The organism is Serratia myotis, from assembly GCF_027474885.1.
GTDB lineage: Bacteria > Pseudomonadota > Gammaproteobacteria > Enterobacterales > Enterobacteriaceae > Serratia > Serratia proteamaculans.
Window position 1 is genome coordinate 134,040 of the sequence record NZ_CP099707.1, and the last position, 23,726, is coordinate 157,765.

At 55.9% G+C, this 23,726-nt stretch carries 16 protein-coding genes; 13 read left to right on the forward strand and 3 right to left on the reverse strand.

Going from position 1 to position 23,726, the window contains the following annotated elements; translation table 11 throughout:
- Window positions 1–4 precede the first annotated feature (4 nt).
- The 5 genes from bcsZ (at window position 5) to NHG65_RS00615 (ending at window position 10,150) form a co-directional block, all read left to right on the forward strand.
- Window positions 5–1,117, forward strand: coding sequence for a cellulose synthase complex periplasmic endoglucanase BcsZ (gene bcsZ, locus NHG65_RS00595; protein ID WP_219015086.1), 1,113 nt, complete (start codon window positions 5–7; stop codon window positions 1,115–1,117).
- Window positions 1,099–4,572 (forward strand): cellulose synthase complex outer membrane protein BcsC, encoded by a 3,474-nt coding sequence (gene bcsC, locus NHG65_RS00600; RefSeq protein WP_499182832.1) that lies wholly within the window; start codon window positions 1,099–1,101, stop codon window positions 4,570–4,572. The genes bcsZ and bcsC overlap by 19 nt, the downstream gene beginning before the upstream one ends.
- A gap of 215 nt (window positions 4,573–4,787) precedes the next feature.
- Window positions 4,788–6,794, forward strand: a complete 2,007-nt coding sequence (hmsP, locus tag NHG65_RS00605) for a biofilm formation regulator HmsP (RefSeq protein WP_499182833.1) — start codon at window positions 4,788–4,790, stop codon at window positions 6,792–6,794.
- A gap of 294 nt (window positions 6,795–7,088) precedes the next feature.
- Window positions 7,089–8,378: a dicarboxylate/amino acid:cation symporter gene (locus tag NHG65_RS00610; protein WP_085115759.1), complete on the forward strand. Its 1,290-nt coding sequence runs from the start codon at window positions 7,089–7,091 to the stop codon at window positions 8,376–8,378.
- A 278-nt stretch (window positions 8,379–8,656) separates the two neighbouring features.
- The gene (locus NHG65_RS00615; RefSeq protein ID WP_112349383.1) at window positions 8,657–10,150 is read left to right on the forward strand and encodes a M16 family metallopeptidase; all 1,494 of its coding nucleotides are present in this window, start codon (window positions 8,657–8,659) and stop codon (window positions 10,148–10,150) included.
- A gap of 23 nt (window positions 10,151–10,173) precedes the next feature.
- On the opposite strand, the gene ppiC is transcribed toward NHG65_RS00615, so the two are convergent.
- On the reverse strand, window positions 10,174–10,455 hold the full coding sequence (gene ppiC / locus NHG65_RS00620) for a peptidylprolyl isomerase PpiC (protein ID WP_017891252.1): 282 nt from the start codon (window positions 10,453–10,455) through the stop codon (window positions 10,174–10,176).
- Between the two features lie 109 nt (window positions 10,456–10,564).
- Here ppiC and rep point away from each other — a divergent pair, with 109 nt between their 5' ends.
- A complete protein-coding gene (rep, locus tag NHG65_RS00625; RefSeq protein WP_099062197.1) occupies window positions 10,565–12,589 on the forward strand; it encodes a DNA helicase Rep in 2,025 nt (674 codons plus the stop codon).
- A 31-nt stretch (window positions 12,590–12,620) separates the two neighbouring features.
- On the opposite strand, the gene ppx is transcribed toward rep, so the two are convergent.
- Both ppx and rhlB read right to left on the reverse strand, forming a co-directional pair.
- Window positions 12,621–14,117: an exopolyphosphatase gene (gene ppx, locus NHG65_RS00630; RefSeq protein WP_085115762.1), complete on the reverse strand. Its 1,497-nt coding sequence runs from the start codon at window positions 14,115–14,117 to the stop codon at window positions 12,621–12,623.
- A 6-nt stretch (window positions 14,118–14,123) separates the two neighbouring features.
- Window positions 14,124–15,410, reverse strand: a complete 1,287-nt coding sequence (gene rhlB / locus NHG65_RS00635; protein ID WP_099062195.1) for an ATP-dependent RNA helicase RhlB — start codon at window positions 15,408–15,410, stop codon at window positions 14,124–14,126.
- 117 nt (window positions 15,411–15,527) lie between these two features.
- On the opposite strand from rhlB, the gene trxA reads away from it, so the two are divergent.
- The 7 genes from trxA (at window position 15,528) to rffG (ending at window position 23,714) form a co-directional block, all read left to right on the forward strand.
- On the forward strand, window positions 15,528–15,854 hold the full coding sequence (trxA, locus tag NHG65_RS00640; RefSeq protein WP_037422813.1) for a thioredoxin TrxA: 327 nt from the start codon (window positions 15,528–15,530) through the stop codon (window positions 15,852–15,854).
- Window positions 15,855–16,432: 578 nt separating this feature from the next.
- Entirely contained in the window at window positions 16,433–17,692 is a 1,260-nt protein-coding gene (rho, locus tag NHG65_RS00645; RefSeq protein WP_004950874.1) for a transcription termination factor Rho, read from the forward strand.
- A gap of 313 nt (window positions 17,693–18,005) precedes the next feature.
- Entirely contained in the window at window positions 18,006–19,103 is a 1,098-nt protein-coding gene (gene wecA, locus NHG65_RS00650) for a UDP-N-acetylglucosamine--undecaprenyl-phosphate N-acetylglucosaminephosphotransferase (RefSeq protein ID WP_207978592.1), read from the forward strand.
- A gap of 20 nt (window positions 19,104–19,123) precedes the next feature.
- The gene (wzzE, locus tag NHG65_RS00655; RefSeq protein WP_499182834.1) at window positions 19,124–20,176 is read left to right on the forward strand and encodes an ECA polysaccharide chain length modulation protein; all 1,053 of its coding nucleotides are present in this window, start codon (window positions 19,124–19,126) and stop codon (window positions 20,174–20,176) included.
- 84 nt (window positions 20,177–20,260) lie between these two features.
- Window positions 20,261–21,391 carry a non-hydrolyzing UDP-N-acetylglucosamine 2-epimerase gene (wecB, locus tag NHG65_RS00660; protein ID WP_176979954.1) on the forward strand — a complete coding sequence of 377 codons (1,131 nt, stop codon included), beginning with the start codon at window positions 20,261–20,263 and terminating at the stop codon, window positions 21,389–21,391.
- Window positions 21,388–22,650, forward strand: a complete 1,263-nt coding sequence (wecC, locus tag NHG65_RS00665; RefSeq protein ID WP_129936261.1) for a UDP-N-acetyl-D-mannosamine dehydrogenase — start codon at window positions 21,388–21,390, stop codon at window positions 22,648–22,650. The genes wecB and wecC overlap by 4 nt, the downstream gene beginning before the upstream one ends.
- Window positions 22,641–23,714, forward strand: coding sequence for a dTDP-glucose 4,6-dehydratase (gene rffG / locus NHG65_RS00670; protein WP_207978588.1), 1,074 nt, complete (start codon window positions 22,641–22,643; stop codon window positions 23,712–23,714). Before wecC ends, rffG begins: the two co-directional genes overlap by 10 nt.
- The last annotated feature ends 12 nt before the right edge of the window (window positions 23,715–23,726 follow it).

Sequence of the window (23,726 nt, forward strand, 5' to 3'; positions counted from 1 at the left end):
TGCCATGCCTGCGACGCTGAAAGGTCTGACATTTGGCATGCTGCTGCTGTGCGCTTTCAGCGCGGCGGCGGCCTGCGAGTGGCCGGCCTGGCAACAGTACAAACAGTTTTATATCAGCGAGCAGGGGCGGGTGATCGACCCGAGCAGCCCGAACCGTATCACCACCTCGGAAGGCCAGAGTTACGGCCTGTTCTTTGCGCTGGTGGCGAACGATCGACCGGCGTTCGACCACCTGCTGGAGTGGACGGAAAACAATTTGGCGGCGGGCGATCTCAGCGCCCATTTACCCGCCTGGTTGTGGGGTGAAGACGATAAAAAACAGTGGACGGTGCTGGACAGCAATTCGGCCTCCGATGCCGATCTGTGGATTGCCTATAACCTGCTGGAGGCCGGCCGCCTGTGGAACAGCCGTCGCTATCAAACCCTCGGCACCCTGCTGTTGCAGCGTATTGCCCGTGAAGAAGTGGCGGATATCCCCGGTCTGGGGCTGATGCTGTTGCCGGGCAAGGTGGGGTTCGTGGCGGAAGATCGCTGGCGGCTCAACCCGAGCTACCTGCCGCCGCAACTGCTGGCGCGTTTTGCCGCGTTGAACGGCCCGTGGCGTGCGATGCAGCAGACCAATCAGCGGTTGTGGCTGGAAACGGCCCCTCACGGCTTCTCGCCGGACTGGGTGGTGTGGCAGGTTGGCAAAGGCTGGCAGCCGGACACCGTCAAACCGAATATCGGCAGTTATGATGCTATCCGGGTTTATTTGTGGGCCGGCATGCTGGCGGAGGACGATCAACACAAGGCGGCGCTGCTCAAGCAGTTGCAGCCGATGGCGCAGCTCACCGTTCAACAAGGTGTACCGCCGGAGAAAACCGATACTGCCAACGGTAAAACCACGGGTGACGGCCCGGTGGGCTTCTCCGCCGCGATGCTGCCGATGCTGGCGAATCAACCCGAGGCGTTGCAGGTGCAGCGCCAACGCATTAAGCAAAACCCGCCGGGCGACGATGCCTATTTCAGTGCCTCGCTGGCGCTGTTCGGCCAGGGGTGGGATCAACAACGTTATCGTTTTAATCGGCAGGGTGAACTTCAACCCGCCTGGGGCGGCCAATGCGTAACTTCCGAATAAACTGGCTGGGCCTGGTGCCTTTAAGTCTGGCAATGTTGCCGCAGGCGCAGGGGGCAGAAACCGTCGCGCCGGAGCAATGGCTGTTGGAGCAGGTGCGCGTCGGTGAAGCCAGTAATAAGGATGAACTGGTTCGCCAGTCGCTCTACCGGCTTGAACTGATGGATCCGAACAACCCGGATGTGATTTCGGCGCGCATGCGGCTGGCCTTGCGGCAGGGGAATCAGGCGTTGGCACAGCAGCAGTTGGATAAGCTGAAAAAGATTGCGCCGCAGTCCAGCGCCTATCGCCAGGCGGAAATGAACCTGTTGCTGACCCAGCCGGAAACCCGGCAAAAGCTGCAGCAGGCGCGGCTGATGGCGACCGCTGGTCGTTTGCCGGAGGCGAAGGCGCAGTATGACTCTCTGTTCCATGGGGATCCGCCGACGCTTGAGCTGGCGGTGGAATACTGGCGGCTGGTGGCACGGCTGCCGGGGCAGGAAGCGGCGGCGCTAAAGCAGCTACAGACACTGGATCAACAATATTCCGGCAACGTACCGCTGCGTATGTCGCTGGCGCGGATGCTGTTTAGTCAGGATCGTGACGCTCAGGCCTATGATTTGCTGCAGAAAGTGGCGGCCGATCCAGCCGGGCGCGGAGATGCGGCCGATCTGTGGCTGGAGAAAGTGAAGGCCATGCCGGTCAGCCCGCAAAGCGTGGCGGCCCTGAACCGTTTCCTCGGGGTATTTGATACCGGCGATCAGGCGGCCAGCGCCCGGCAAGAACTGGCCCGGCAGCAGGCGCTGTTGTCGGACCCGGTCTATCTGGCGCGGGTGCGAGGGTTGGCACAGGTCGACAAGGGCGGCAGCCGTGCTGCGATCCCTGAACTGAAGAAAGCGCTGGCGGCGTCCCCCAATGATGCCGAAGTGCTGGGCGCGCTCGGGCAGGCCTATTCCCGCGCAGGTAATCGCCCGCAGGCGCGGAGCCTGTTCCGGCAGGCATTGCAGGCCGATAAAAGCGGCTACGGCAGCAGTAAGTGGCAGAGCCTGATCAAGAGCAACAGTTACTGGCTGGCGGTCGACGAAGGTGACAAGGCGTTGAAAGCCGGCAATCTGCCGTTGGCGCAGCAAAAATATCAACAGGCGCGGCAGTTCGACAGCACGGACAGCAGTGCCGTGATCGGCCTGGGTGACGTTGCGGTGGCGCGTAAAGATGACGCCGCCGCCGAGCGTTTTTATCAGCAGGCGTTACGGCTGGATCCGGGCAGCGGCAGTGCGGTGCGTGGCCTGGTGAATATCTATCAGCGTCAGTCGCCGGAGAAGGCGCTGGCCTATCTCAACAGCCTGCCGCGCAGCCAGCAAAATAAACTGCGCAGCACGCTCGAAGGCTTGCAACTCGATATGCTGAAACAGCAGGCCGACCAGCTGGTTCAGCAGCAACAGTGGCACCAGGCGGCGGAGAAATACCGCCGTGCCCAGCAGATGGACCCCGATGACGTCTGGCTGACTTACCATTATGCGCAAACGCTGCGTCAGGCCGGGCAGCCACAACAGGCGGATGCCCTGTTCAAGCGACTGGCGCAAAAACAGCGCGGCAACCCGCAGCTGAGCTATGCCTATGCGCTGTACCTCTCCGGCAGCGATCGCGACCGGCAGGCACTGGCGGAGTTGAATTCTTTGCCCGCCGCGCAGTGGAACGACAATATGCGCGAACTGGCACAGCGACTGAAAATGCAGGCGACGCTGGAGCATGCCGAGCAGCTACGTGCCGCAGGTGACGAGCCGGGCGCGGTGGCTTATCTGCGCCGACAGCCGGCGGATACCCGCATCGATCTTCAGTTGGCCGACTGGGCGCTGGCGCGGGGTGACTATGACGCCGCACTGGCGGACTATCAGCGGGTACGGACGCGTGAGCCGAATAACCCGGATGCGCGGCTGGGGGAAATTGAGGCCTATGTGGCTCAGGGCAGGCTGAGTGAGGCTCGCCAGGGTTTGCAAACCAAAGCGTCGGAACCGACGCCTTCAGGCAACAGTGAGCGGCGGGAAGCAAACGCCTGGTATGCCGTCGGCGAACCGCAGAAAGCCACCGATATCTTTACCCGGCTGAAAACGGCGGCCCAGTCGGAGCCGGCAAGCCAGTCGAAGGCGCTGATTTACCGCGATGCGGCAAGGCTGGAACGTGACCAATTACAACCGGCGCTGGCGCAACAGGATTATAAACAGGCGATGGTGGCCAGCGGGATTGCGCCGAGCGTGCCGCAGGATAACGACAGCTACACCTATTTGACGCGCAATAACCCAGGCGACGACTGGCTCAAGCGCGGTATCCGCTCGGACGCGGCGGATTTGTACCGTCAGCAGGACGTTAACGTCACGCTCGATCACGATTACTGGGGCTCGAGCGGCACCGGCGGCATCTCCGATTACAAAGCGCATGACACCATGCTGCAGGTGGATATGCCGTTGTACGACGGGCGGGCGTTTTTCCGTTCCGATACCGTGCAGTTGGATGCCGGCAGTTTCTCCACCGACAGCAGCGGCAAATATTACGAGACCTTCGGCACCTGTAATACTCAGGGCTGTAGCGGCGACGAGCATCAGAAAACCACCGGCACCAGCGTGGCGGTGGGTTGGCAGAACGATCGCTGGTCGGGGGATATCGGTACTACCCCGATGGGCTTCGAAGTGGTCGACTGGGTCGGCGGGCTGGCCTACAGCAATGACTGGAACCACATTGGCTGGACGCTGGCGGCTTCGCGCCGACCGGTTTCCAGCTCATTACTGGCATTTGGCGGTACCAGAGACCCGAATACCGGCACCACCTGGGGCGGCGTTCGCGCCACCGGGGTTAGTCTGAGCGGCAGTTACGATCGCGGCGAGGCGCACGGCGTCTGGGCCGATCTCAGTGCGCATCAGTTGACCGGTAAGAACGTTGAGGATAACCAGCGCGAGCGTTTCATGGCCGGTTATTACTACAAGCTGATCAATGAAGATAACCGCCGCGTCACCGTCGGGCTGAACACCATGCTGTGGCATTATCAGAAGGATTTGAGCGGTTACTCTCTCGGCCAGGGGGGCTACTACAGTCCACAGCAATATATGTCGCTGGCGGTGCCGGTCAATTATCGCCAGCGTACCGAAAATTGGTCATGGGAGTTGGGTGGATCGGTGTCGTTGTCCCATTCGAAAACCAACAGTCAGCAACGCTATCCACTGCAGGGGTTGATCCCGGACTCGCTGCCGGACAAGTTTGCGGTAGAGGACGGCAGCTCTTCTTCTGGCGTGGGTTATACCCTGCGGGCCATTGTTGAGCGCCGTCTCAGCTCGCACTGGACCCTCGGTGCCGGTCTCGATATTCAGCAGGCGAAAGACTATACGCCAAGCCACGCATTGATTTATCTGCGCTATTCGATGGCCGGCTGGCAAGGCGATTTGGATTTACCGCCGCAGCCGCTGATGCCGTACGCCGATTTCAAGTAACCCAACTCAGGTAGATTCAGAGTGTCGGACACAGGGTAGTTTTGCTACCCTGTGTTTATTCCCATTAGGAAAAGACTGAAACCCGCGGTTTTCTTGGTTTTGTCCTGGGTATGGCCAGATAAAAACAGTCAACGATCGAGTATACTCAGACCGGTCCGAGGGATGGGTATTATTCATCCCTTTTTTATTTCAGCCCGAAGTAGCGGAGAGCAGGTTTGCGGGTCAGGCGTTCATTAACGATTAAACAGATGGCAACGGTATCCGGCGTAGCGCTGGTGACAATCTGTATCTTTATCGTGATCCAGTTATTCCATTTTGTGCAGCAGCGCAGGGATGACTATGCCCAGCAACTGGAAAATATTGCTCATTCCGTCCGTCAGCCGCTGGCGGAGGCCGTGTTGCGCATGGACGTGCCGGAAACCAAACGGGTGCTGAATACCCTGTTGCCGGTGGGTATCCTGAGCCGGGCGGATATCGTGTTGCCGAACGAATTCCAGGCGTTACACGCTAATTTCCCGCCGGAACGTCCGGTACCAACGCTGATCGCTCGCCTGTTCGAACTGCCGATCCAGATTTCCGTTCCACTCTATTCGCTGGAGCGCGTGCCGGCCAACCCGCAGCCACTGGCTTATCTGGTGCTGCAGGCCGATTCGTTCCGCATGTACCAATTCATTCTCAGCATGCTGTCGACCATGTTATCGACCTATTTGCTGTTGGCGCTGATCCTGTCGGTTTCCATTAGCTGGTGTATGAATCGGTTGATGGTGCACCCGCTGCGCGCGATGGCTAAAGAGCTGGATAATATTTCGCAGGAAGAAGCGCCTTATCATCAACTGATGCTGCCGGTGTTACACCAGGACGATGAACTGGGGCTGCTGGTGCGCAACTACAACCGCAATCAACAGCGGCTGGCCAAAGCCTATGCCGAGATGAGCCGCATGAGCACCCATCATCCGGTCACCGAGCTGCCCAATCAGGCGTTGTTTACTGCCCTGCTGGAGCAGCATATCGCTTCCAGCCTGCGGCCCGAGCGTTTTAATTTGCTGGTTATTGGCATTGAAACCTTGCACGAGGCCTCCGGCGTACTTAATCCGGCAATGCGTGAAGCGCTGTTGTTGACGCTGGCGAAGAAGCTGCGTGAGTGCATCGATGAAAACGGCGTGCTGGCGCAGCTGAGCAAAACCGAGTTTGCCATTCTGGCCAAAGGCGTAGAGCGTCCGTTCCATGCCATGCAGCTGGCGCGTCGCATCATGGCGCAGATTAATGCGCCGTTGAGCCTGCAGGAAATGCCGTTGCGACCAAGCGCCAGCATCGGTATTGCCCATTATCTTAATTCGGGGGAGAGCGCGGAACAGCTGTTGCGCAGTGCCACCTCGGCGATGATGACGGCGCACCGCGAAGGCAAAAATCAGGTGTTGTTCTTCGAACCAAGCCTGACGGAACGCACTCAGAAGCGACTGACGCAGGAAAGTGAAATCCTGCATGCCATTGAGCAGCGCCGCTTTACCCTGTTTTTACAGCCGCAGGTCGATATGCAGTCCAACGCGGTGATCGGCGCCGAGGCGTTGCTGCGCTGGCAGCAGTATGACGGCAGCTTTATCCTGCCGGCAGACGTTATTCCGTTAGCCGAGGAACTCGGCGTGATCGTGCCGCTCGGTAACTGGGTCCTGGAAGAGGCCTGCCTGATCCTTGCGGATTGGCAGACCCGGGGTATTACGCTGCCGCTGGCAGTCAACGTGTCCCCGATCCAGATGAAGCACGAGGATTTTGTCCCGCACCTGAAGAGCCTGTTGGCGCAGCATCAGATTGACCCGCGCAAGCTGCTGTTGGAAATTACCGAAACGGTGCGTATTGACGATCTCGATCGTGCGCTGGCGCTGCTGCGGGAGTTGCACGATTTGGGGCTTTCCATCGCACTGGATGACTTTGGCATGGGATATTCCAGCCTTAATTACCTTAACCGATTGAAATGTTTGCCAATCGACTTGATTAAAATCGACAAGAGCTTTATTCAGGACCTGCCGACGGACGACGCCATGGTGCGCATCGTCAGTTCGATTTCCGAGGTATTAGCGTTGCCGGTGATGGCCGAAGGCGTCGAAAATGCCGAGCAGCGTGACTGGCTGCTGCAGCACGGTATTCATAGCGGTCAGGGGTTCCTGTTTGCTCGTCCTTTACCGCGCAGTGAGTTTGAAGCCGAGTTCTGCCAGCCTCCAGCCTGAGGCCCTTCCTTGCCTTTTGCCATGGGCGGCATCCGCGTCGCCCGTTAATCCCGTCCGAAAACCTTCACTGGGTATCTACCTCTTTTGCATTAGTGCAAACAAAGGCTTACGTAATTTACAGCCTTACATTCGGGCTGGCGCGTTTCAGCTCTTAAATTCGTATCAACATGTATCTAGTGGTGCAACAAATTATTTCCATGTTGTTAGGTGGGTGTTATTTTCCGCGCAAGCGATGAACAGGCGAGATAACTAGACTACCGCCTGGTGCGTGTCTTCCCCCCAAAGGATGTTCATATGAAACTCACTATCTTTAAGAGCCTCTATTTTCAGGTGCTGACAGCGATAACGCTGGGCGTCCTGCTTGGCCATTTCTACCCTGACATTGGCGCGCAGATGAAACCTCTGGGCGATGGATTCGTTAAGCTGATTAAAATGATCATCGCTCCGGTGATCTTCTGTACCGTGGTGACGGGCATCGCGGGTATGGAGAGCATGAAGGCCGTAGGCCGCACCGGTGCGATTGCACTGCTCTATTTTGAAATTGTCAGCACCATTGCGCTGCTGATTGGGTTGCTGATCGTCAACGTGGTACAACCGGGGGCCGGGATGAACATCGACCCTGGCACGCTGGATGCCAAAGCGGTCGCGGTCTACGCCGAGCAGGCTCAGCAGCAAGGTATCATTCCGTTCTTGCTGGACATCATCCCTGGTAGCGTCATCGGCGCCTTCGCCAGCGGTAATATTCTGCAGGTGCTGCTGTTTGCCGTGCTGTTCGGTTTTGCCCTGCATCGTCTGGGTGACAAGGGCCAACTGATCTTCAATGTGATCGAAAGCTTCTCCCGCGTGATCTTCGGCATCATCAATATGATTATGCGCCTGGCACCGTTGGGGGCATTCGGGGCGATGGCGTTTACCATAGGTAAGTACGGTGTGGGCTCGTTGCTGCAACTCGGCCAACTGATTGCCTGCTTCTATCTCACCTGTGTGTTGTTTGTGGTGGTGGTGCTGGGCTCGATTGCCCGTGCCAACGGCTTCAGCATTTTCAAGTTTGTCCGCTATATAAAGGAAGAGCTGTTGATCGTACTCGGGACGTCTTCTTCCGAGTCGGTACTGCCACGCATGCTCGACAAGATGGAAAAACTGGGCTGCAAAAAATCGGTGGTGGGATTGGTTATTCCGACCGGCTATTCCTTTAACCTCGATGGCACCTCGATCTACCTGACCATGGCGGCGGTATTTATCGCGCAGGCGACCAACACCCATATGGATGTTATCCATCAGGTGACTCTGCTGGTGGTGCTGTTGCTGTCCTCTAAAGGGGCGGCAGGGGTGACCGGCAGTGGCTTTATCGTGCTGGCGGCGACCATTTCCGCCGTGGGCCATCTGCCGCTGGCCGGTCTGGCGCTGATCCTGGGTATTGACCGCTTTATGTCTGAAGCCCGCGCCCTGACCAATCTGGTCGGTAACGGTGTGGCCACGGTGGTGGTGGCAAAATGGTGTAAACAGTTGGATGAAAAACAACTGCATGACACCCTGTCCAACAAGCACGGCTCAGGAGCTGATAAAACACTGCCTTCAGCCTGATTTTATCGTCAAATCACCGGTTGCAGCCGCAACCGGTGATGTTTTATCCCCCCGCGTAATGATTTCTTGCATTAAAAACTCGGTTATCCATTATTTTTCACACTAATGAGTGACATCCGCAAAGGCGCGCGGTCTAACTCGATGGTACACTTTCTGCTTTCCGCCCCACTGTGAAACTCAGGGCGTTTTGTAGGCTGTTGGTCGCAGCCTAATATTCCGGTAACTGGAATATCCGCATTTGCATAAAGAAATTGGATAGTCATTAAGTAGGGGTTCACATGCAGGGCACCAGAATTCATCTCATAGCAGGTGGGCTGCTGTTGGCTGCAGCCAACAGCAGCGTGCAGGCTGAAACACTACAACCCGATCCTGCCTGGCAGCAGGGGGCGTTGGCCAACGGGTTTTCATGGCAGATATTAGACACGCCGCAACGACCGAGCGATCGCGTCGAACTGCGGTTGATGGTCAACACCGGCTCGTTAGTGGAGTCTTCGCAACAGATTGGCTTTGCCCATCTGTTGCCGCGCCTGTCTTTGGCGCGTAGCGAAAGCTTTACGCCACCGCAGCTGCGTTCACTGTGGCAACAGAGCGTGGACAGCGAGCGGCCTTTACCGCCGGCCATCAGCTCTTATGACTTCACCATTTATAATCTCAGCCTGCCGAATAACCGCCCAGATGTGCTGAAAGAAGCGCTGGCGTGGCTTTCCGACACTACCGGCAAGCTGGCGATCGACGAACATACGGTGCATGCGGTGGTTAATTCCAGCGTTGATCCGGTCGGGACCTTCCCGCCGAACCCGAAAGATGCCTGGTGGCGTTATCGCCTGAAAGGCTCGACGCTGCTGGCGCACGATCCAGCCCAGCCGCCGAAGCGTCCGGTGAATATCGATCAACTGAAAAAATTCTACCAACAATGGTACACCCCGGATGCGATGACGTTGTACGTGGTGGGTAAGGTAGACAGCCGCAGCCTGAGCGAGCAAATCAACAAAGCCTTTTCGCCGCTGCAAGGCAAGCGTGAAACGCCGGCCCTGATGCCAACGCTGACGCCACTGCCACCACAGCCGGTCAGCCTGATCAGCGAACAGGTGAAGCAGGATACTCTGTCGATCATGTGGGATGCCCCATGGCACCCGATCCGGGATTCACAGAATCTGAGCCGCTATTGGCGTGGCGATATGGCCCGCGAAGCCTTGTTCTGGCATCTCCAGCAGGTGTTGGAAAAGAGTGACCAGAAGAACCTGCATCTGGGCTTCGATTGCCGCGTGCAATATCAACGTGCTCAATGTGCCATCCATCTCGACACGCCTAATAACAACCTGAACAACAGCCTGGGCTTTATCGCTCGCGAATTGGCTAATGTACGTAACAATGGGTTGTCGCAGGACGAGTTTAATGCCCTGCTGGCGCAGAAAAACGATCAACTCAGCAAGCTGTTCGCCACCTATGCCCGTACCGATACGGATGTGTTGATGAGTCAGCGCTTGCGCTCGCAACAAAGCGGCGTAGTGGATATCGCGCCGGAGCAGTATCAAAAACTGCGTCAGGAGTTCCTGAGCGGATTGACGCTGGAGGTGCTGAATCAGGAGCTGAAGCTTCAGCTATCCCAGGATGCGACGTTGGTGTTGATGCAGCCGAAAGGGGAGCCGGAGATGAGCATGAAGCAGTTACAGGAAACCTATAACGGCATTATGTCCCCAGCCCCGGCGGTGGTATCGGAAGAAGTCAAACCCACCGATACCGCACCCGCGCCAGAGACCAGCGCACAGTAACGAGAGAGGGGGCGCTCGCCCCCTCAGCTACGGTACAGTACTTTGATGATGTGGTAGCCGAACTGGGTCTTCACCGGGCCGTAGGGCTTCAGCAGCGGAATGCTGAACACCGCTTTATCAAAGGCTGCCACCATGGTGCCCTTGTTGAACTCGCCCAGAGAGCCGCCGTTGCGTTTTGATGGGCAAGTTGAGTATTTGCGCGCCAGGGTGTCAAAGCTGACACCGCGTTTAAGCTTGGCCAGCAGTTCGTCGGCCAGTTTTTCGTTATCTACCAGAATGTGCAGGGCGCACGCCGTCTTTGCCATGGTATTGCCTTTATCGATACAGAAATTGCGCTGATTATACCCGTTAAATCTCATCGGCGCTTTCTGCTACAATCCTCTTCCACGTTATAAATTCGAGCAATAAAGCGCCATGCGATTAAACCCCAGCCAACAACAAGCCGTCGAATTCGTTACCGGGCCCTGCCTGGTGCTGGCCGGTGCCGGTTCCGGCAAGACGCGCGTCATCACCAACAAAATCGCTCACCTGATCCACAACTGTGGTTATCAGGCGCGACACATCGCCGCCGTGACCTTTACCAATAAGGCCGCGCGTGAGATGAAAGAGCGTGTGGCGCAAACCATGGGGCGCAAAGAGGCGCGCGGGCTGTTGATTTCCACTTTCCACACGCTGGGGCTGGAGATCATCAAACGTGAATATGTTGCGCTGGGGATGAAGTCCAATTTCTCACTGTTCGACGACCAGGATCAGTTGGCACTGTTGAAAGAGCTGACCGAAAAATGGCTGGAGAATGATAAAACGCTGGTGGCGCAGCTGATTTCCACCATCTCCAACTGGAAGAATGACCTGGTCGATCCCCAGAAGGCGATGGAGCTGGCGCGTTCCGAACGCGACAAGTTGTTTGCCCATTGCTACGGTCTGTATCACGCGCATATGCGTGCCTGTAACGTGTTGGATTTCGACGATTTAATCCTGTTGCCGACTTTACTGCTGCAGCGCAATGAAGAAGTGCGTGAGCGCTGGCAAAACCGCATCCGCTACCTGTTGGTGGATGAATATCAGGATACCAACACCAGTCAGTACGAACTGGTGAAACTGTTGGTGGGCAACCGTGCGCGCTTTACCGTGGTCGGGGACGATGATCAGTCGATTTACTCCTGGCGTGGGGCGCGCCCACAGAACCTGGTGCTGTTGAAGGAAGACTTTCCGGCACTGCAGGTGATTAAGCTGGAGCAGAACTACCGTTCCAGCGAGCGTATCCTGAAGGCGGCGAATATCTTGATCGCCAATAACCCGCACGTGTTTGAAAAACGGCTATTTTCCGAGCTGGGCTACGGCGAAGAGCTGAAAGTGGTGACCGCCAATAATGAGGATCACGAGGCCGAGCGCGTAGTGGGGGAACTGATTGCCCATCACTTCGTGAAGAAAACCAACTACGGCGATTATGCGATCCTCTATCGCGGCAACCATCAGTCGCGGCTGTTTGAAAAAATGCTGATGCAAAACCGCATCCCTTACAAAATCTCCGGCGGCACCTCGTTTTTCTCGCGGCCGGAAATCAAGGATCTGCTGGCCTACCTGCGCGTTCTGACCAACCAGGATGATGACAGCGCGTTCCTGCGTATCGTTAACACGCCAAAGCGTGAGATCGGCCCGGCGACGTTGCAAAAACTGGGTGAATGGGCAAACCAGCGTAACAAAAGCCTGTTCCGTGCCAGTTTCGATCTCGGCCTGAGCCAGCACCTGACTGGTCGCGGATTAGAATCACTGCAGCGCTTCACTCACTGGCTGGACGGCATTGCCCAACTGGCGGAGCGTGAACCTATAGCCGCAGTGCGTGATCTGATCCACGGCGTCGATTACGAAAGTTGGCTGTTTGAAACCTCACCCAGCCCGAAAGCCGCCGAAATGAGGATGAAAAACGTCAATACGCTGTTCGGCTGGATGACGGAAATGCTGGAAGGCAGCGAGCTGGATGAGCCGATGACGCTGACCCAGGTGGTAACCCGCTTTACCCTGCGTGACATGATGGAACGTGGTGAGAGCGATGAAGAACTGGACCAGGTTCAGTTGATGACATTGCATGCCTCCAAAGGGCTGGAGTTTCCCTATGTGTTCCTGGTGGGGATGGAGGAGGGGTTACTGCCGCATCAGAGCAGCATTGACGAGGATAACGTCGATGAAGAGCGGCGTCTGGCCTATGTGGGGATCACCCGTGCCCAAAAAGAGCTGATTTTTACCCTGTGTCGCGAACGTCGCCAGTATGGCGAGCTGGTACGGCCGGAACCGAGCCGTTTCTTGCTGGAGTTGCCGCAGGATGATCTGGCGTGGGAAAGTGAACGCAAAGTGGTTAGCCCGCAAGAACGGATGCAAAAAGGGCAGAGCCACCTGGCCAATATTCGTGCTCAGTTGGCCAAGGCGAAAGGCGAAGGTTAAAAGAAAGGGCGCTATTAGCGCCCTTGTCATATCAACGTTGTTCTTCCAGTATCAACGGCCAGTGAACGTAGCTTTGCCAATGACTTTCCTGATCCAGCGCCTCCGCCCGAAGCGGGTGCTGTTCCAGCCAACCTGGCGGCAGGATCACCGTCAACTCGTCATCATTGTTAGCGCGCAGACGTACCGCGGGCAGCGTGTCGTCGCGACGACGACTGGCAAAGATGATCGCCAGGCGTAAAAGTCGGCATAGACGTTGCGCCATACGCGGCGGCAGGGCGTTTTGCTGGCTCAGCAGCGGCAGATCGATAGTGTTGCTCTGATTTTGCAGCAGGGTGGCCAGCAGCTTTTTCTGTGCCGGGGTGAAACCGGGTAAATCCAGATGGCGAATCAGGTAGGCGGCGTGTTGCGGCGCTTGCTTGAAATCAACGCTGAGGCCAATTTCGTGGATCAGACAGGCGCTGTGCAATAACTCGCGACATCGCGCATCCAGTTGCCATTCATTGCTCACCTGCTGTGAGAAGTTGGCAGCCAACTGGCTGACGCGTTCGGCCTGCTCGGTATCCAACAGGTAACGCCGCTGCAGGTTGCGAATGGTACGGCTGCGGATGTCCTGTTCAACCGGCAGATGCAGCATGCCATAGACCAGTCCTTCGCGCAGTGCGCCACCGGCCAGCATCATGCTTTCAATGCCCAGCTCCTGGAAAATTGCCAGCAGGATCGACAGCCCACTTGGAAACACCAGTGCGCGCTCCAGCGTCAGCCCTTCAATTTCCAACTCTTCCAGTTTGCCACACTGAATGGCGCGCTGTTTCAATTGGCGTAGCTTGGACAGGGTGATGCGTTCATCCATGCCCTGCGCCACCATGATTTCCTGCAGCGCCTGAACGGTGCCGGAAGCGCCGACGCAGATTTGCCAGCCGTGTTGACGCAGCTGTGGTGCAATGGGACGCACCATTTCACGTGCAGCCTGTTCGGCCCGCTCGAAATTCTCCTGTCCCAGATTACGATCGCTGAAGAACCGTTCCAGCCATGTGACACAGCCCATCGACAGACTGTACAGCTGAGCCGCCTGTGCGCCGGTACCGGTGACCAGCTCGGTGCTGCCGCCGCCGATATCGACCACTAAACGCTGATCCGGCCCCCCGGTGGTATGGGCAACGCCGTGGTAGATCAGGCGCGCTTCTTCCTCGCCGCTGATCACCTGGATCGGGCAACCGAGGATCTGCTCGGCGGTCTGCAGGAATTCATCGGCATTGGATGCCAGACGCAGCGTGGCCGTGGCGACCACACGGATCTGTGCACGGGGAATGTCCTGCAGGCGTTCAGAGAACAGCTTCAGGCATTGCCAGCCGCGCTGCATGGCCTCATGCGACAGGTGACTGTTCTGATCCAGCCCGGCGGCCAGACGCACTTTGCGCTTGATGCGCGCCAGGGTCTGAATACTGCCGGCCACCTCGCGTACCACCAACATATGGAAGCTGTTGGAGCCAAGGTCAATGGCGGCATAAAGTGCGCTGGAACTGAGCATTATCTATCAGCCTGAACGTTTACGGTTGCTGCGTGGCGCACCGCCACGACGTGGCGCGGAGTTACGGCGTGGGCCGTTGCCGCCGCGTGGGCGTGCCAGGCGTTTCGGCGCAGGCAGGTCACTCATTAACGCATCGCTGTTGTACTTGCTCACCGGAATGCTGTGACCGGTGTAGGTTTCGATCGCCGGCAGGTTGAGTGCGTACTCTTCACAAGCCAGGCTGATGGAATGACCGCTTTCGCCGGCACGACCGGTACGACCGATACGGTGAACGTAGTCTTCGCAGTCGTCAGGCAAGTCGTAGTTGAAGACGTGAGTCACCAACGGGATGTGCAGACCGCGGGCGGCGACGTCGGTGGCGACCAGAATATCGAGGTTGCCCTTGGTGAAGTCATCGAGGATACGCAGACGTTTTTTCTGTGCCACATCGCCGGTCAACAGGCCTACGCGGTGACCATCGGCAGCCAAATGGCCCCAAACGTCTTCACAGCGGTGCTTGGTGTTGGCGAAGATGATGCAGCGGTCTGGCCACTCTTCTTCGATCAGCGTCTGCAACAGGCGCATCTTTTCTTCGTTGGACGGGTAGAACAGTTCTTCTTTAATGCGGTGGCCGGTTTTTTGTTCCGGTTCCACTTCAACATATTCAGCGTTGTTCATCTGCTCGAAGGCCAGCTCGCGTACGCGGTAGGACAGGGTGGCAGAGAACAGCATGTTCAGGCGTTGATCGACCGCAGGCATGCGGCGGAACAACCAGCGGATGTCTTTGATAAAGCCCAGATCGTACATACGGTCGGCTTCATCCAGCACCACAACCTGGATCGCGCCCAGGTCGATATAGTTCTGTTTGGCGTAATCGATTAAACGGCCGGTAGTCCCCACCAGGATATCCACGCCGCTTTCCAGCACTTTCAGCTGTTTGTCGTAGCCATCGCCGCCGTACGCCAGACCCATTTTCAGGCCGGTGGATTGGGAGAGGGCTTCCGCATCGGAGTGGATCTGTACCGCGAGTTCACGCGTTGGCGCCATGATCAAGGCGCGCGGCTGGTTGATCTTGCGATCCTGTTTCGCCGGGTGAGAAAGCAAATAGTGAAAAGTAGACGCTAAAAATGCCAACGTCTTTCCGGTACCGGTTTGCGCCTGACCTGCAACGTCACGCCCAGAGAGCGTGAGCGGCAATGCTAACGCCTGGATAGGCGTGCAATATTGAAACCCTTTCTTTTCAAGGGCTTCAACGACTAACGGGTGCAGGGCGAAGTCGGAAAACTTCTGTTCGGTCAAGTGTGTTTTGCTCATAGTGTGGTAGAATATCAGCTAACTATTGCTTTACGAAAGCGTATCCGGTGAAATAAAGTCACCTTAGGTTGGTTAATGCTACACCAACAAGGTAGACACAATCCTTTGGAGTAGAACATGAGCGATAAAATTATTCACCTGACTGACGGCAGCTTCGACACCGACGTGCTGAAAGCTGAAGGGCCAATCCTGGTCGATTTCTGGGCTGAATGGTGCGGGCCGTGCAAGATGATTGCTCCGATTCTGGATGAGATTGCCGATGAGTTTGAAGGCAAGCTGACCATCACCAAGCTGAATATCGACCAGAACCCGGCAACCGCACCCAAGTACGGTATCCGTGGTATCCCTACGCTGTTGCTGTTCAAGAACGGTGAAGTGGCCGCGACCAAGGTTGGTGCGCTGTCCAAAGGTCAGCTCAAAGATTTCCTTAACGCGAATCTGTAATCGGGCGGGAAGCCCTATACCCACTGGATGTGACGCCGCGGCCGAAAACGCCGCCGCGTGAGAGACAACGGGGATATACAGGCGTCTGGCGGGGATGTTCAATTCACCGCTAGACGCCTGCCAAGAAGCGTGTTAAGTTTAACCATACTGCATATAGAACTTGCCCGAAGTTGTAAATCTAAAGAGTCTAAATCTAAAGCTTTACTCTGTGTTGAACCGCTGGTTTTGAAAGAAAAAATGAACTCAGCCCGCGTTTTAGCAATCAAACAGTTTTGCAAAATCAATTTTAAGGTACCTTCGATCTTAAACCGTCAATGCGCGCGTCCTCTGTAAGCCATTTCTTACCGTGACAGCTCAGCGCCCGGTGGTCGAACGTCCAGTAAACAGGCACGAATATCCAATGGATTTCAAGGTGTGGCCAGTCGGCAACCGAACACATCTCCGCAGCTTAGTCCGCTAAGCCCAGAGGTGAGCAAGGCAAGCCAACGCAACCACTAGAAAGACCAAAGATATATCCCGCTGCCATACCATTCACGATACAAGTTCGAGACATACCCCGAGTTTAAGAACCCACCACTATGAATCTTACCGAATTAAAGAATACGCCGGTTTCTGAGCTGATTACTCTCGGCGAAAATATGGGGCTGGAAAACCTGGCCCGCATGCGCAAGCAGGACATTATCTTCTCTATCCTTAAGCAACATGCGAAAAGTGGAGAAGATATCTTCGGCGATGGCGTGTTGGAGATATTGCAGGATGGATTTGGTTTCCTCCGCTCTGGAGACAGTTCCTACCTTGCAGGCCCCGACGACATCTACGTATCCCCTAGCCAAATCCGCCGTTTTAACCTCCGTACAGGTGACTCCGTTTCCGGTAAGATTCGTCCGCCAAAAGAAGGCGAGCGCTACTTTGCCCTGTTGAAAGTTAACGAAGTTAACTACGACAAACCGGAAAACGCCCGTAGCAAGATCCTGTTCGAAAACTTAACCCCACTGCATGCCAACTCCCGTCTGCGGATGGAACGCGGTAACGGCTCAACCGAAGACCTGACGGCACGCGTGCTGGACCTGGCTTCGCCGATTGGTCGTGGCCAGCGTGGTTTGATTGTAGCGCCGCCGAAAGCCGGTAAAACCATGCTGCTGCAGAACATTGCGCAGAGCATTGCTTACAACCACCCAGACTGCGTGCTGATGGTACTGCTGATCGACGAACGTCCGGAAGAAGTGACCGAGATGCAGCGTCTGGTGAAGGGCGAAGTTATCGCTTCTACCTTTGACGAACCGGCTTCTCGCCACGTTCAGGTTGCAGAAATGGTGATCGAGAAGGCCAAGCGCCTGGTTGAGCACAAGAAAGACGTGATCATCTTGCTTGACTCCATCACCCGTCTGGCACGTGCCTACAACACCGTAGTTCCGGCTTCCGGTAAAGTGTTGACCGGTGGTGTGGATGCTAACGCCCTGCATCGTCCTAAGCGTTTCTTCGGTGCGGCACGTAACGTTGAGGAAGGCGGCAGCCTGACCATCATCGCTACCGCGCTGGTTGATACCGGGTCGAAAATGGACGAGGTTATCTACGAAGAATTTAAAGGTACCGGCAACATGGAATTGCATCTGGCGCGTAAAATCGCCGAGAAGCGCGTATTCCCTGCGATCGACTACAACCGCTCTGGTACCCGTAAAGAAGAATTGCTCACCACTTCTGAAGAACTGCAGAAAATGTGGATCCTGCGTAAAATCATTCATCCGATGGGTGAGATTGATGCAATGGAATTCCTCATTAACAAGTTGGCCATGACCAAAACCAACGATGAATTCTTCGATATGATGAAGCGCTCATAATGACGATGCGCTCATAATTGAGTAAAAATTCAAAGAACGCCACGCCTAGTCGTGGCGTTTTTTGCTTTTGGCAGATACGATAAGTAACAGAAATGGAAACGTAAGTTATTTTCGTGACTTACTGAGAATTCATCTTATTTGCGGTCGGCGCTTCGTCGTTCGCGCATTGCTACTGTCGAAACAGCAGACAGAGACATTGGAATAAGAATGAATGGCTGTTGTCATAGGAAATGACTGAAAGGTAGCGGGATACCATGGCACAGCCTGTCGCCCGTGTTAAGCTGCCTTATCTTCTACAAAGATCTTGTTAACTGTGAACTTACTCACTATGAGTACTGAAATTCTATTTGTTTTCCTGTTTTCTTTGGCTTTTCTCTTTGTTGCTCGTAAAGCAGCAAAACGTATTGGTCTGGTTGATAAACCTAATTACCGCAAACGCCATCAGGGGCTGATCCCTCTGGTCGGGGGTATTTCTGTTTACGCCGGGCTGTGCTTTGCCTTCTTTATCTCTGACCAATCGATTGCGCATGGCAAACTCTACCTCGCTTGCGCGGGGATATTAGTGTTCGTTGGTGCTCTTGACGATCGTTTCGATATCAGCGTTAAAATTCGAGCGCTGGTTCAGGCTCTGGTCGGCATTGCGATGATGGCCTTCGCCGGGCTCTACCTGCGCAGTTTTGGCCATGTGCTGGGTGACTGGGAAATGCAGTTGGGGCCGTTCGGCTATCTGGTCACGTTGTTTGCCGTGTGGGCTGCGATCAACGCCTTTAACATGGTAGATGGCATCGACGGTCTGCTGGGGGGGCTCTCGTGCGTGTCTTTTGGCGCGCTGGGCGTGTTGCTGTACCTGAGCGGCCATTCTGACCTGGCTTTCTGGTGCTTCGCGATGATTGCCGCCATCGTTCCTTATATCCTGCTTAACCTCGGCATTCTCGGTCGCCGGTATAAAGTGTTTATGGGGGATGCCGGCAGTACGCTGATCGGTTTCACCGCCATTTGGTTGCTGCTGCAAAGCTCGCAGGGTAAAGCGCATTCCATCAACCCTGTGACCGCACTGTGGATTATCGCTATTCCACTGATGGACATGATTGCGATCATGTACCGTCGTTTACGCAAAGGGATGAGCCCTTTCTCCCCAGATCGCCAACACATTCACCACCTGATTATGCGCGCGGGCTTTACGCCACGGCAGGCTTTCGTGTTGATTACCCTGGCGGCGGCACTGCTGGCGGCCATTGGCGTGCTCGGCGAACGTCTTACTTTTATCCCTGAATGGGTAATGTTGGCATTATTCTTGCTTGCCTTCTTTTTATACGGTTACTGCATTAAGCGCGCCTGGCGTGTTGCACGTTACATTAAGCGTATCAAGCGCCGTCTGCGGCGTTCGAACGGCAATAAGCAAGTATCTTAACCAGAGGCTTTTGGGCAGTGATGAATCCAGAAACAATGTCTGACAAGAATATCCCGGCAGTGGATAACGAACTCGATATCCGCGGCCTGTGCTGCACCCTGTGGCGCGGTAAGCCATGGATTATCGGTATAGCGGCGTTATTTGCCGTGGTTGCGCTGATGGTTTCCTACCTGGTGAAACAGGAGTGGAGTGCGGCAGCAATTACTGATCGGCCAACAGTGAATGCGTTGGGGGGTTATTATTCCCAGCAGCAATTCCTGCGTAATCTGGATGTGCGGACGATGCCGGCCGCCAGCGCCGAGCAGCCGGGCATTGCTGACGAAGCTTATAATGAATTCATTATGCAGTTGGCTGCCTACGATACGCGTCGCGATTTCTGGCTGCAGAGCGATTATTACAAACAGCGCCAGGAAGGCGATGCCGCTGCCGATGCGGCATTGCTGGATGAACTGATTAACAACATTCAGTTTACTCCGCGCGATGATAAAAAAGTGCCGAACGACGGCGTGAAGCTGACGGCGGAAACGGCGGCGGATGCCAACCGTCTGTTACGTCAATACGTGGCGTTTGCCAGCCACCGTGCTGCTCAGCATCTGAACGAAGAGATCCAGGGCGCCTGGGCGGCCCGCACCACCTCGATGAAAGCGCAGGTCAAGCGCCAGGAAGCGGTGGCGGCGGCAGTGTATAAGCGTGAGTTGAACACCATTCAACAGGCGCTGAAAATTGCCGAGACGCAGGGCATCAGCCGGACTCAGACCGATACCCCGGCAGAACAACTGCCAGACTCTGACCTGTTCCTGCTGGGCAAACCTATGCTGCAGGCGCGTTTGGAAGGGCTGCAGGCTTCGGGACCGACCTTCGATCTGGATTATGATCAAAATCGTGCGATGCTGTCGACATTGAACGTCGGCCCGACGCTGGACGAGAAGTTTCAGACTTACCGCTATTTGCGGACCCCGGAAGAACCGGTAAAACGTGATAGCCCACGGCGGATATTCTGGTTGATCATGTGGGGCGCGATGGGCGCTTTGGTTGGCGCAAGTGTTGCCCTGGTGCGTCGGCCGCGTAATTAAAAATAATATAATAACTCGCTGATGGGTGCGTAAGCGCCCAATTCGCAGGTACGCCTGCGGTTAACCGACCAAAAGAGATTCGCTGTGAAAGTGTTGACTGTTTTCGGCACCAGACCTGAAGCCATCAAAATGGCCCCGCTGGTACATGCCCTGGCTCAGGATGAAGCCTTTGAATCAAGAGTCTGCGTTACGGCACAGCATCGTGAGATGTTGGATCAGGTATTACGGTTATTTGAGATAGTGCCTGATTACGACCTGAATATCATGAAGCCCGGTCAGGGATTGAGTGAGATCACCTGCCGTATTCTGGAGGGCCTGAAAGGCGTTCTTGAAGAGTTCAAACCGGACGTGGTACTGGTTCACGGTGATACCACCACCACGCTGGCGACCAGTTTGGCGGCGTTTTACCAGCGTATCCCGGTTGGGCACGTAGAGGCGGGTCTGCGCACCGGCGATCTTTACTCCCCGTGGCCGGAAGAGGCTAACCGCAAACTGACCGGTCATCTGGCGATGTATCATTTTGCCCCGACGGAAAACTCGCGTCAGAACCTGTTGCGCGAACTGCTGCCGGACGATCATATCTTCGTCACCGGCAACACGGTGATTGACGCGCTGTTCTGGGTTCGCGATCGGGTGATGGGTGATGCTGCATTGCATGACAGCCTGGCACAACGCTACCCGTTCCTGGATGCCAATAAAAAAATGATCCTGGTGACCGGCCACCGTCGTGAAAGCTTTGGCGGCGGGTTTGAGCGGATTTGCAGCGCGCTGGCAGAAATTGCCCGTTCGCATCCAGAGGTGCAGGTCGTGTACCCGGTGCATCTCAATCCTAACGTCAGCGAGCCGGTCAATCGCATTCTGAAAGGGATTGATAACATCATCCTGATCGACCCGCAGGATTACTTGCCCTTTGTCTACCTGATGGCTAACGCTTATATGATCCTGACCGACTCTGGTGGTATTCAGGAAGAAGCGCCGTCATTGGGCAAACCTGTGCTGGTGATGCGTGACACCACCGAACGACCGGAAGCGGTAGATTCGGGCACGGTGCGTCTGGTGGGAACCGACGTAGCCAAAATTGTTGATGCGGTTACCCGGTTGCTGACGGACGAAAACGAATATCACGCCATGAGCCGAGCGCATAACCCTTACGGTGACGGGCATGCCTGCCAACGTATTCTCGAAGCTTTGAAGAATCATCAGGTGACACTATGAGTTTTAACACTATTTCGGTTATCGGCCTGGGTTATATCGGTCTGCCAACGGCGGCGGCGTTTGCCTCCCGCAAGAAAAAAGTGGTGGGCGTAGATGTTAACCAACATGCGGTGGATACCATTAACCGTGGCGCGATCCATATCGTAGAACCCGATCTGGATAAAGTGGTGAAAGACGCGGTCGACGGCGGCTACCTGCAGGCGGTGACCAAACCCCTGGCTGCGGATGCTTTCCTGATCGCGGTGCCAACGCCGTTTAAAGGCGACCATGAGCCGGACCTGGCCTATGTTGAAGCGGCGGCCAAATCACTGGCGCCGGTGCTGAAAAAGGGCGACCTGGTCATTCTGGAGTCGACCTCTCCGGTGGGTGCCACCGAGCAGATGGCGCAGTGGCTGGCCGAGGCGCGTAGCGATCTCAGCTTCCCGCAGCAGGCGGGTGAAGCCGCAGATATCAATATTGCTTACTGCCCGGAGCGCGTGCTGCCAGGGCAGGTGATGGTTGAGCTAATTCAGAACGACCGCGTGATTGGTGGCATGACGCCAAAATGCTCGGAGCGTGCCAGCACGCTGTACAAGATTTTCCTCGAAGGCGAGTGTGTGATTACCAATTCACGCACTGCAGAGATGTGCAAACTGACCGAAAACAGCTTCCGCGATGTGAATATCGCCTTTGCCAATGAGCTGTCATTGATTTGCGCCGATCAGGGCATCAATGTTTGGGAGCTGATCCGTTTGGCAAACCGCCATCCGCGGGTGAATATCCTGCAGCCAGGTCCTGGCGTTGGCGGCCACTGCATCGCGGTCGATCCTTGGTTTATCGTGTCCCAGAACCCGCAGCAGGCGCGTTTGATCCATACTGCGCGCCTGGTGAATGACGGAAAACCTTTGTGGGTGGTTGATCGCGTCAAAGCGGCAGTGGCCGACTGTCTGGCCGCTACCGATAAACGCGCTTCAGAAGTGAAAATCGCCTGCTTTGGTCTGGCCTTCAAGCCAAATATCGACGATTTGCGTGAGAGCCCGGCGGTGGAAGTGGCGCATCTGATTGCCGATTGGCACGTGGGTGAAACCCTGGTGGTTGAGCCAAACGTCGAACAACTGCCGAAATCGTTGGTTGGTCACGTGACGCTGAAAGCGCTGGCCGACGCATTACAGCAGGCGGATGTGATCGTGATGCTGGTCGACCATAAGCAATTCAAGGCAATTAAGCCGGAAGAAATAAAACAAGCGTGGGTTGTGGATACCAAAGGAGTATGGCGTTGAAACGTATTTTAGTCACTGGTGGGGCTGGTTTTATTGGCTCAGCGGTCGTGAGGCACATTATCGAAGCCACGCAGGACAGTGTCCTGGTGCTAGACAAACTCACCTATGCGGGCAATCTGGAGTCGCTTTCAGTAGTTGCTGATAACCCACGCTATTCGTTTGAACAGGTCGATATCTGCGATCGCGCGGCGTTGGATCGGGTGTTTGCCGAGTATCAACCGGATGTGATCATGCACCTGGCGGCGGAAAGCCATGTTGACCGTTCTATCGACGGCCCGGCGGCTTTTATCGAAACCAACGTGGTGGGCACTTACACCATGCTGGAGGCGGCCCGTCATTATTGGCAGCCGCTGGATGCGGAGAAGAAACAAGGCTTCCGCTTCCACCACATTTCCACCGACGAAGTGTATGGCGATTTGCACGGTACGGAAGATTTGTTCACCGAAACCACGCCTTACTCGCCAAGCAGCCCGTATTCGGCCTCCAAGGCTTCCAGCGATCACCTGGTCCGCGCCTGGCTGCGCACTTACGGCCTGCCGACCCTGGTCACCAACTGTTCCAATAACTACGGCCCGTATCACTTCCCGGAGAAGCTTATCCCGCTGGTGATCCTCAATGCCGTTGCCGGTAAGCCATTGCCGGTGTATGGCAACGGGGCGCAGGTGCGTGATTGGCTGTATGTGGAAGACCACGCTCGTGCGTTGTACCAGGTGGTTACCGAAGGTGTGGTGGGGGAAACCTACAATATCGGCGGCCACAACGAGCGCAAGAATATTGAAGTGGTGCACACCATCTGTGATTTGCTGGAAGAGCTGGCACCTAACAAACCACAGGGCGTGGAGAAATACCGCGACCTGATTACTTACGTCAAGGATCGCCCGGGCCATGATATGCGCTACGCGATCGATGCCGGAAAGATTGACCGTGAATTGGGCTGGCGTCCGCAGGAAACCTTTGAAAGCGGCATTCGCAAAACGGTTTCCTGGTATCTGAACAATGAAACCTGGTGGCGTCGCGTTCAGGACGGTTCCTATACCGGTGAACGTTTGGGTTTATCCGACTAAAATTAGTCAGGG